The following is a 1323-nucleotide window of genomic DNA, read 5'->3' as shown; positions in this document are numbered from 1 at the left end:
GGCACCGGCTCCGCAGCCGCCTACGCCCGCTACCGCCCGGGCGTGCCGGACGCCGCCGTCCGGTTGCTCGCCGCCTCCCTGCACGGGGTCCCCGCACCCGTCCTGCTGGACCTCGGCACCGGCACGGCCCAGGTCCCCCGCGCGCTGCTGCCCGTCGTCCCCCGGCTCGCGCACGTCGACCTCGTCGACGTCAACCCGGAGATGCTCGCGCGAGCGACGGCCGACCTCGCGCCCCTCCTCGGTACGAGCACGGCCGCCGCCCACCTCGGCCAGGCCCACACCTTCGTCCCCCAACTCCCCCACCGCCGCCCCGACCTGGTCACCTGCTGCCGGGCCTTCCACTGGATGGACCGGCCCGCGGTCCTGCGGATGGCCGACCGGGTGGCCGCACCGCACGCCGTCCTGGCGATCATGAGCGACGGCAGCCTGTGGACCCACGAGGCCGAATGGACCGCCGCCCTCCGCGAGTTGGTCCGCAGTCACCTGGGCCCCGGCCGCCGTGCGGGCACCGGGGGCGCCTACACCGAGCCGGAACGCCCGTACGAGGAGGAGCTCGCCGACTCGGCGTTCAGCGAGGTGAGCGAACACCGCTTCCCCCTCACCCGGGCCTGGACCCCCGAATCGGCCGTCGGCTACCTGCGCAGCACGAGCTTCGCCCGCCCCGGGCTCTTCACCGGCCGGCACGAGGAGTTCGAGGCGCAGGCCCTCCGGCTGCTGGCGGGGTACGCGCAGGGCGGGGTGCTGCGGGAGGACGCGGTGTTCACGGTCCTGCTGGCCCGCCGCCCGAGGAGCACCTCGTGAGCGGGGCCGACCGGCACCGGGAGGCCGTCGACGTCCACCTGATCCTGCGCCGTGATGGCGAGGCCGGCCCCGAGGTCCTGCTGTCCCGCCGGGCCGGGGAGGTCTACGCCGCCGGGATGTGGCACCTGCCGTCCGGGCACCTGGGCGGCCCGCACGAGGACGTCGTCCGGGCCCTGATCCGCGAGGCCCGCGAGGAGACGGGTGTGGTCGTCGACCCGGCGGGGGTGCGGTTCGCGGTCGTCGTGCACCACCGGGGCCCGGGCGGCCGGTCCCGGACGGGGTTCTTCTTCGAGGTCCGCGACTGGCGGGGCACCCCGGCCGTCCGCGAGCCGGCGGTCTGCGACGCGATGGGCTGGTACGGCCTCGACGCGCTGCCGGAGCCGATGGTCGCGTACTGCCGGGCGGGGCTGGACACCTACCGGGACGGCCATCCGATGGCCGTGCACTTCCAGCACCCGGACGACCCGATCGCCCACGACCCGGACCCCGGACTCGGTACCGCCCCCGCCCCCGACCGCCGCC

General features: G+C 76.6%; 2 protein-coding genes. Both read left to right on the top strand.

What is annotated here, in order from left to right; translation table 11 throughout:
- On the top strand, positions 1–801 hold an 801-nt coding region (locus tag AB0O29_RS36015), incomplete at its 5' end, for a class I SAM-dependent methyltransferase (RefSeq protein WP_365160695.1).
- Positions 798–1323: NUDIX domain-containing protein (locus AB0O29_RS36010; RefSeq protein WP_365160693.1), on the top strand; the 526-nt coding region annotated here is incomplete at its 3' end. The genes AB0O29_RS36015 and AB0O29_RS36010, both read left to right, overlap by 4 nt.

Source organism: Streptomyces sp. NPDC089915 (assembly GCF_040684675.1).
In the GTDB taxonomy this organism is placed as follows: Bacteria; Actinomycetota; Actinomycetes; order Streptomycetales; family Streptomycetaceae; genus Streptomyces.
Note: the sequence above shows the minus strand (reverse complement) of the source record. Positions and strands in the feature narration are given on the sequence as shown.